This window comes from Streptomyces griseoruber, from assembly GCF_001514205.1.
Taxonomy (GTDB): Bacteria; Actinomycetota; Actinomycetes; order Streptomycetales; family Streptomycetaceae; genus Streptomyces; species Streptomyces griseoruber.
Genome location: NZ_KQ948765.1, coordinates 519,571 through 528,359 on the forward strand (window position 1 = coordinate 519,571; position 8,789 = coordinate 528,359).

Below are 8,789 nucleotides of genomic sequence, written 5' to 3' on the forward strand. Positions count from 1 at the left end.
ATCCGCGAACCGTCCAGCCCCTTCGAGGCACCCTCCTCGACGACCCACCGGGCCACCGCGAAGTTCTGCTCGATCGCGACCGGGTACCGCACCTCCGGCGACAGGTCGTACTCCGGGAACACCACCACGGCCTCGGCGCCGACGGCCAGCTCACGCACCAGGCGGTCATGGGTGTGCGCGTTGCCGAACACCCACCCCGCACCATGGATGTAGAGGATCACCGGCAGCGCGCCCTCGGCACCGGTCGGCCGCACGATCCGTGCCCGCACACTCCCCGTCGGACCACCCTCGACGGTGATCCACTCCTCGTCGACCTCCGGCTTGACGATGTCACCGGACTGCACCTCGTCGACCGCCTTGCGGCCCTCCGCAGGGGGCAGGTCGAAAAGGTAGGGCGGGTTGGCGGTCGCCTCGGCGAACGCCGCGGCCTCGGGCTCGAGCACCGGCACGACCGGCTCTACGACGTCGGACATGGCATCTCCTGCTGTTGTGGATGTGCGTTGTCTCTCCTCACGGACGCTAATTCCGTCGGGTCGCCGCGCCTTGCCCGCGAGCGCACCGGCGATGTCCTCACAGCGCACGGCGACGGTCGGCGCGGGCCGCGGTGTCCCGCCATTCGCTGGGGGACATGCCGTAGGCGGCCCGGAAGACCCGGCTGAAGTGGGTGGCGCTCAGGAAGCCCCAGCGGGCGGCCACCGCCGCGATGGTACGGCTGCCGCGGCCGTGGCGCATCAGGTCGCGCCGGCATTCGTCGAGTCGGCGGCGCAGGATCCAGCGGCCCACCGAGGTGCCCTCGTCCTTGAACAGCTTGTGCAGGTAGCGCACCGAGATGTGGTGGGCCCGGGCGATCGTCTCCGGTGACAACTCCGGGTCGGTCAGGTGCAGTTCCACGTACTCCAGGATCCGTGTCAGCACCGGCGGACGGGCGGACGCCGGGTCGGGGGTCCGTGCGCCGAGCTGCTCGACGGCGAGGGTGGACAGGAGGTTCACCGCGTTCCAGGCGAGCATCTCGCCGACCTGGGGGCGCGCCTCGGCCGCCGCACGGGCGAGGTCGGACAGGAGCGGGGAGAGCAGCGTGCCCAGGCGGGAGGCGCGGGCGACCGGGGTGCGCGTGATCCGCCCGGCGTCGGCCCCGGTGAGCCCCAGCAGATTGGCCGGCGCGAGGAACACCGTCGCCCGGAACCGCTCGGGGAAGTCCAGGACAGGGGCGTGGCGGACGTCGTAGAAACAGATGTCCCCGGGGGTGAGGCGGAGGGTGAGGGGCTGGGGAGCGGGTGCCGCCGTGCCGCCCCGCAGGCCCACGAAGAGGTACTCGCCGGTTGTCCGGGCCTGGAGCCGGTGCGCGGGGTGCGGGCGGCCCTCGGCGGGCAGCGGCCCGCGAGGCTCCTCGCCGTGTTCGTGGGTGAGGATCTCGACGCCCAGGGGCGTACGGACGGTGATGGTGGTGGTCACGTGCCCGGACGGTAGGTCGGCGGATGTGCAAAAAGAGTGACAGTGGAGTGCGGCCGGGGTGCGGGCGCGTCCACAAGCAGCTGGGGTGGGGCTGTCAGTACGGCGGGGGGTGCTCGCCGGTCCGCGTGAGTTCGGCGGCCAGGGCCCGCAGCAGGTCGTGCAGGGTGTAGCGGCCGGGCGCGGGCTCGGCGAGGAGGTGGGCCTCGGCGAGCCGGCCGAGGAGGAGGCGGGTCGTGCGGGACGGCAGTCCGGTGAGGGCCGCGGCCGTCGCCGCGGTGATGGGGGGTGCGGGGTGCCGGGACAGCGCCCGGAAGAGGCGCGCGCCGTCGTCCGGCAGCCGGTGGTAGGAGGCGAGGAGGGCGGGGCGCAGGGCGGACAGGGCGTCGAGGCTGCCGTGCGCGGCGCGCAGTTCGGCGGCGACGGCGGCGAGCGGGAGGTGCGGGTGGCGGGTGAGGCGGGCGGCGACGACCGTGAGGGCCAGCGGCAGCCGGTCGCAGTGGGCGAGGATCTCGGCGGCGGCGGTCGGCTCGGCGGCGATCCGTCCGGGGCCGGTGCGGCGGGCCAGGATCGTGTGCGCGTCCTCGGCGGACGGCGGTTCGAGCCGTAGCGGGCGGGCACCCGCGGCGACCAGTCCGGGCAGGGCGTTACGGCTGGTGACGAGGGTGAGGCAGCCCGGCGCGGCGGGCAGCAGCGGGCGCAGCTGCTCGGTGCCGAGGGCGTCGTCGAGCACGACCAGGGCACGGCGCTCCGCGAGCAGCGTGCGGTACAGCCCGGCCCGGGCGGCCGGGCCGTCGGGCATGCGCCGGGCGGACACCCCGAGGGCCGTCAGCAACTCCCCCAGCGCGTCGACCGGTTCCAGCGCGGGGCGTCCGGGCTCGGACCCACGCAGGTTCACGTGCAGCCGCCCGTCCGGGTACCGGGCTGCCGCCTGATGCGCCCAGCGCGCCGCGAGGGCGCTCTTGCCGACCCCGGGCATCCCCCCGACGAGCACCACGCCCGAGCCCCGGGCCAGCTCCGACAGCCGCCGCGACTCGTCCTCCCGTCCCACGAAGAGGCCCAGGGGGGAAGGCGGCCCGCTCTCGCCCGGCGATCCCCCGTGTCCCGCGGCTCCCGAGCGGCGCACCTCCTGGCGCAGTACGCGCGCATGAGCGGCCGTCAGCTCCGGGCCGGGGGTGAGGGAGAGGTCGGTGGCGAGTCGGCGGCGGATGTCGTCGTACGTTCTGAGCGCCTCCGCCTGGAGGCCGCACGCGGCGAGGGCGAGGACGAGACGGGCGTGCAGGGGCTCGTCGAGGGGTTCGTGCGCCACGGCCTCGCGCAGGGCGGGGAGGACCCGGTCGGCGTGGCCGGACAGCAGGGCGGCGTCGGCCGCGAGACGGGCGGTGTCGAGGAGTTCACGGTGGACGGCCGTGAACCGGACGTGTGCGCGCACGGGTTCGGGGATGCCCATCGCCAGCGGGCCGCGCCACTCCCCGAGCGCCCGGGTGAAGCGGCGGGCCGCCGTCTCGGCCCGTCCGGTGGCCGCGGCCCGCTTGCCCTGCCGGGTGAGTTCACGGAACCGCAGGAGGTCGGCCTCGTCCGGCTCCGCCACGAGGAGGTAGCCGCCGGTGCGGCGCAGCAGGCGGCTGCCGGGGTCGCGGGGCGGCAGTCCGGGCTCCAGGAGGCGGCGCAGGGCGGCGGCGTAGCGGCGTACGACGTTGGGCGCGCTGGCGGGCGGCCGTCCGGCCCACAGGGTGTCGAGGATCTCCGCGGTCGGCACGGTCCGGCCCGCGTGCAGCAGGAGCAGGGCGAGCAGGGCGCGTTGCTGGGGGAAGCCGAGGTCGAGTTCTTCCTCGCCGCGCCGGACCCGCACGGGTCCGAGCACCTGGAACCGGATGGCGTCAGCAGGCACCGGACCGCTCCTCCCCACCCCCGAGCCGCGTCTCGACCGCGTCCGCGTCGGGGTGGCCCAGCCTCCTGAGCAGGGCCAGTGCCTCCGTCCACGCCTCGCGGGCCGACGGCTCGTCGCCCATGGCGAGGTGGGTGTCCCCGGCGCGGGTCAGGATGTCGGCCTCCAGGTACGGCACGCCCAGGTCCCGCAGCAGGGCGAGGGCGTTGCGGTAGCCGAGGAGGGCGTGCGGGTGGCGGCCGAGGTGGTGGTGGGCGTAGGCGATGCTGTCCCAGGTGGCGGCCTGGCCGTACCGGTCGCCGAGGTCCTGGAGCATGCGCAGGGCTTCGTGGCAGTGCGTCAGTGCCGGCCGGTACTCGCCGAGCAGGGCGTGGTACCAGCCGACCGAGTTCAGGACGCTGGCCTGGGCCGCGCGGTCGCCGAGGGTGCGGAACAGGGCGAGGGCGAGCCGGTTGTGGCGCAGGGCGCCGGGCAGGTCGCCGCGCTGGTCGCACTCCCAGCCGAGGCTGCGGTGGGTGTGGGCCAGGCCGGTGTCGTCGCCCAGTCGGGTGAAGAGGTCGAGGGCCTGTTCGAGGCGGGGGACGGCGCGGGTGTGCAGGCCGAGGCGCCCCTCGATGCGGGCCAGTCCGCGCAGGCCGCGGGCGATGAGGACGGGGTCGGCGAGCCGCCGGGCGGTGTCGAGAGCGGTGCTCTGTGCGGTGAGCGCGTCGTGCCAGTGGCCGCGCCGGTCGAAGAACGGCTCCAGGGACCAGGCCAGTTGGCAGGCGAGGCGTTCTCGCGCGGGCCGGCCGGAGGCGGCGGCCGTGGTGACGACGGCGAGCAGGACGGTGTGTTCGGCGGTGAGCCAGGCCAGGGCGCGGTGGTCGTCGGGGAGCGGTTCGGGCCGGGCGCCCTCGGGCGCGGGCGGTGGGGGCAGCGGGTCGGAGTGGGGGGCGAGGAGGCGGTCGGCGGTGTGCGCGGTGTGCAGATAGTGGTGGTGGAGCCGGTCGAGCGCGGTCTCCCGCTCGGTCTCGGTCTCGTGTGCGTGGACGAGTTCGCCGGCGTGGGCGCGCAGCAGGTCGTGGAGGGTGTAGCGGGCGGGACTGTGCTCGGCGACGAGGTGGAGGCCGGTCAGCTCGGCGAGCAGTCGGCGGGTCCGGCGCTCCGGGAGGCCCGCGAGGGCGGTCGCGGCCGGGAGGGTGACGTCCGGGCCGGGGTGCAGGGCGAGGAGCCGGAACAGGCGGGCGGCGTCGGGGGACACGGCGTTCGTGGACCAGGAGAAGACCGTGCTCACGTCGACGGAGGCGTCGGCGCGGGCGAAGGCGTCGAGGCTGCCGTGGGCCTCGCGCAGTTCGGTGGCGATGTCGGCGAGCCGGAAGTGCGGGTGGGCGGCGGCGCGGGCGGCGACGCAGGCGAGGGCGAGGGGCAGCCCGGCGCACAGGGCGCCGATCTCGTGGGCGGCCCGTGGCTCGGCGGCCACCCGTGCCGCGCCGAGCCGGCGGACGAGGAGGGCACGGGTCTGGTCCTCGTCGAAGGGGTGCAGGATCAGGGAGCGGGCCCCGTGGGCGGCGACCAGGCCGGGCAGTTCGTCACGGCTGGTGATGAGCGTCAGACAGCCGGGCGATCCGGGCAGCAGCGGTTTCACGTGCTCCGCGTCCCGGGCGTTGTCGAGCACGACGAGGACACGCCGCCCCGCCAGGGTGCTGCGGTAGAGCGCGCTCTGCGCGTCCAGCCCGTGCGGGACGCGTTCGGGGGGTACGCCGAGGGCGTCCAGGAACCCTCGGACGGCCTCACCCGGTTCCAGCACCGCGCCGGACGGGTCGAAGCCGCGCAGGTTCACATAGAGCTGCCCGTCGGGGAACCGGTCGGCGACCCGATGCGCCCAGTGCACGGCGAGGGTGGTCTTGCCGACGCCCGCCATGCCGCCGACGGCGCCGATCACCACGGTCCCGGGACGGGGCTGCTCCGCGCCGAACAGGGCGAGCGCCTCGTCCAGTTCGGCCTTGCGGCCGGTGAACAGGGGCAGGTCGTACGGCAGTTGCGACGGGGTGACGTAAGGGAGGGCGCCGTGCGCGGCGGGTTCACCGGGCAGGGCGTCGTGGGCGTCCGTCAGTTCGGGGCCCGGGTCGATCCCCAGTTCCTCGGCGAGGCGGGCCCGTACGGTCGCGTACACGGTGCGCGCCTCGGTGCGGTGACCGGCCGCGGCGAGCAGCCGCAGGAGGCCGGCGTGGACGGGTTCGTCGAGCGGATGGTCGGCGGCGGCCCGGCGCAGGGGCGGCAGTGCCGGCTCCGGCAGTCCGGCGCGCAGGGCCGCGTCGGCCAGCTCCCGGGCAGCCGAGAGCCGTTCACGCTCGATCGCGTCGAACAGGGGATGGCCGCGGGCGGGCGCGGGGATGCCGTCGCCGATCGGGCCGTGCCACAACCCCAGGGCCTCGGTGAGGAGTTCGGCCGCCCGGGCGGGTGCGGTGACCGCGCTGTGCCGGGCGGTCTCGCGCAGTGCGCGGAACCGTGGGAGGTCGGCACGGTCACCTTCGGTGACGAGCCGGTAGCCGCCGGCGTCCCGGACCAGCCAGCGGCCCTCGGCTCGGGCGGGGAGCCCGGGTTCCAGGAGCCGGCGCAGCGAACCCACGTGCCGCCGGACGACGTTGACCGCGCTGCGCGGCGGTTCCGCGCCCCACAGGACGTCCACGATCTCGGTCATGGCGACCGGTTGCCCCGGCCTGGCCAGCAGCAGCGCCAGAAAGGCGCGCTCCTGCGGCCCGCCGACATCCAGTTCCGTCTCCCCCCGGTACACCCGCAGGGTGCCCAGCACCATGAACCGCACCGGCTGCGGCGGCACGCGATCCCCTCCCCTTTCGGTCCTCCCCCGCCTCGACCTTACGTCAGCGACGGAGTTACCCAGCGTTACGAAGCGGACGTCCGCCCTGTTCACCGGGGGCGCGGTCGGCCGGGACTGCGCCGTGTGCCTGACTTCCGGGTGTCGTCCGGCACGGCGGCTCGGTGTGCGCGGCCGGTGCGGTGACAGTGGGCGTCTCCCCGCCGTGCGCTCCGCCGGCTCCCGCGACGCAAGGAGATCCCGTTGCGCCTGTCACCTCTCGGGGCCGCCGTGGCGGCGGTCGTGCTGCTGGCCCCGCCCGCGCGGGCCGGCGCCACGTCCCTGCCGTCCCTCGCCGACCCGGCCCGCTACGTCAACCCCTTCGTCGGCACGAAGCCGGGCGGGGTGGACTGGGGCCACGGAGGCGGCGGCGGGAACACCTTCCCCGGCGCGTCGGCACCGCTGGGCGGCGTCCAGTGGAGCCCGGACACGGTCACGCGCCAGTTCGGCGGCTATGCCTACACCGACGACCGTATCCGCGGCTTCAGCCTCACCCACCTGTCCGGCGCGGGCTGCGGCGACTACGGGAACGTACCGTTCATGCCGCTGACGGGCCGGCCGGCGACCGACCCGGAGGCCCGGTACGCGACGTTCTCCCATGCCGACGAGCGGGCGGCGCCCGGCAGTTACCGGGTCGACTTCGCCAACGGGATCCGTACCGAGATCGCCGCCACCCGGCGCTCCGGCGTCGCCCGGCTGACCTTCCCGGCGGACGCCCGGGAGCCGGCCGGGCTGACCGTCGACGCCGGGCGGGCCTGGAACAAGGCCACCGGCGAGGTCACGGTCGGCGCCCGGACCCTGTCCGGTTTCACGGACAGCGGCGGCTTCTGCGGTACGTCCGTGCGCTACCGCCTCTACTTCCACGCGGAGTTCGACCGGCCCTTCGCGCACGGCGAGCCGCTGGACGGGCTGACGTCCGGGGCGTACGTGTCGTTCGCGCCCGGCACCCGCGAGGTGACCGTGCGGGTCGGCATCTCCTTCGTCAGCGAGGACGCCGCCCGCCGCAACACGCTCGTGGAGCAGCGCGGCCGCTCGCTGGACGAGGTACGGCGGGCCGCACGCCGGGAGTGGAACGGCTGGCTCGGCCGGATCACCGTCGCCGGCGGCAGCGAGGCGCGGCGCCGGATGTTCTACACCGCGCTGTACCACTCCCTGCTGCACCCCGGCGCCTTCAGCGACGCCGACGGCCGCTACCGGGGCTTCGACGGCCTGGTCCACCGCACCCGGCCCGGGCATGTGCAGTACGCGAACTTCTCCGGCTGGGACGTGTACCGCTCCCAGATCCAGCTGCTGGCGCTCCTCGCCCCGCGCGAGGCGTCGGACGTCGCCCAGTCCATCCTCGAGCAGGGCCGCCAGGGGGGCTACTTCGACCGCTGGACGCTCGCCAACGGCGGCACCGGGGTGATGGTCGGCGACCCGCTGCCCGCGATGGCGGCCTCCGTCCATGCTTTCGGCGGCACCGACTTCGAGGCCGGCGAGCTGCTGCGCACGGCCGTCGCCGGCCGCCAGGACGACCGGCAGCGCCCCGGACACACGTACTACGACACGCTCGGCTACATCCCCGCCGGAACGAAGGGCGTCTGGGGCGCGGCGGCCACCACCCTGGAGTACGCGGTGTCCGACGCCGCCCTCGCCCACCTGGCCGGCCGGCTCGGCGACACGGAGACCCGGGCGGCGCTGGAGCGCGCGTCGGGCAACTGGCGCAACCTGCTCCATCCCGACAGCCGCTACCTCCAGCCCCGCCGCGCCGACGGCACCTGGCCGGCCTTCAGGCCGACGCAGCGCCGGGACTATGTCGAGGGCAACGCGGCGCAGTACACCTGGATGGTCCCGCACGACCTGCCCGGCCTGTTCACGGCGATGGGCGGCGACACGGCCGCCACCGCCCGTCTGGACACCTTCTTCACCGAGTACAACGCGGGCGCCGACCAGCCGTACGCCTACCTCGGCAACGAGCCCTCCTTCAACACCCCGTGGGCGTACGACTACGTGGGCCGACCCGACCGCACCCAGGACACCGTGCGGGGCATCCTCACGACGCTCTTCGGGGACGGCCCGGACGGCCTCGTCGGCAACGACGACCTCGGCGCCATGTCCTCCTGGGCCGTCTGGGCCGCCCTCGGCATGTACCCCCAGATCCCGGGCAGCCCCCAACTGGCCCTGGCCAGCCCGCTCTTCCCCCTCACCCAGATCCGCCGAGGCAACGGAGTGACCATCACCGTCGTCGCCCCACGGGCCTCGGACACGAACTCCCGGGTCCGCGAGGTCCGCCTCAACGGGCTTCCCACGGATCCCCGTCGGCTGCCCGACTCCTTCCCCGCGAAGGGCGGAGCACTGACCTTCAGTCTCTCGGCCCCGTGACCGCCGGCTCACTGGTGCAGGGCGTCGCGCAGGGTGCCGACGGCGAGGGTGATGGCCGCCTGCGCGGCTTGCGTCTCGCGCAGGGCGTTGAGCATCACGAAGTCGTGGATGATGCCCTGGAACCGGACGGCGGTGACGGGGACACCGGCCTCGCGCAGCTTGTTCGCGTACGCCTCGCCCTCGTCCCGCAGGACATCCGCCTCACCCGTGACGACCAGCGCCGGGGGCAGATCCTCG

Annotated in this window: 6 protein-coding genes; 1 reads left to right on the forward strand and 5 read right to left on the reverse strand. The window is 75.2% G+C overall.

The window, feature by feature from the left end:
* The 4 genes from AQJ64_RS10630 to AQJ64_RS10645 all read right to left on the reverse strand — a co-directional run.
* A partial coding sequence (locus tag AQJ64_RS10630; RefSeq protein WP_159060282.1) for an alpha/beta hydrolase occupies nt 1-473 on the reverse strand: 473 nt, incomplete at its 3' end.
* Between the two features lie 97 nt (nt 474-570).
* A complete protein-coding gene (locus AQJ64_RS10635) occupies nt 571-1,452 on the reverse strand; it encodes a helix-turn-helix domain-containing protein (RefSeq protein WP_055635463.1) in 882 nt (293 codons plus the stop codon).
* 94 nt (nt 1,453-1,546) lie between these two features.
* Nucleotides 1,547-3,340, reverse strand: a complete 1,794-nt coding sequence (locus tag AQJ64_RS10640; protein WP_240512717.1) for an AfsR/SARP family transcriptional regulator — start codon at nt 3,338-3,340, stop codon at nt 1,547-1,549.
* Nucleotides 3,330-6,155 (reverse strand): AfsR/SARP family transcriptional regulator, encoded by a 2,826-nt coding sequence (locus tag AQJ64_RS10645; RefSeq protein ID WP_059202581.1) that lies wholly within the window; start codon nt 6,153-6,155, stop codon nt 3,330-3,332. Before AQJ64_RS10645 ends, AQJ64_RS10640 begins: the two co-directional genes overlap by 11 nt.
* A 240-nt stretch (nt 6,156-6,395) precedes the next feature.
* On the opposite strand from AQJ64_RS10645, the gene AQJ64_RS10650 reads away from it, so the two are divergent.
* Nucleotides 6,396-8,552, forward strand: coding sequence for a GH92 family glycosyl hydrolase (locus tag AQJ64_RS10650; RefSeq protein WP_059202582.1), 2,157 nt, complete (start codon nt 6,396-6,398; stop codon nt 8,550-8,552).
* Between the two features lie 8 nt (nt 8,553-8,560).
* On the opposite strand, the gene AQJ64_RS10655 is transcribed toward AQJ64_RS10650, so the two are convergent.
* The coding region (locus AQJ64_RS10655; protein ID WP_159060283.1) for an alpha/beta hydrolase at nt 8,561-8,789 on the reverse strand (229 nt) is incomplete at its 5' end.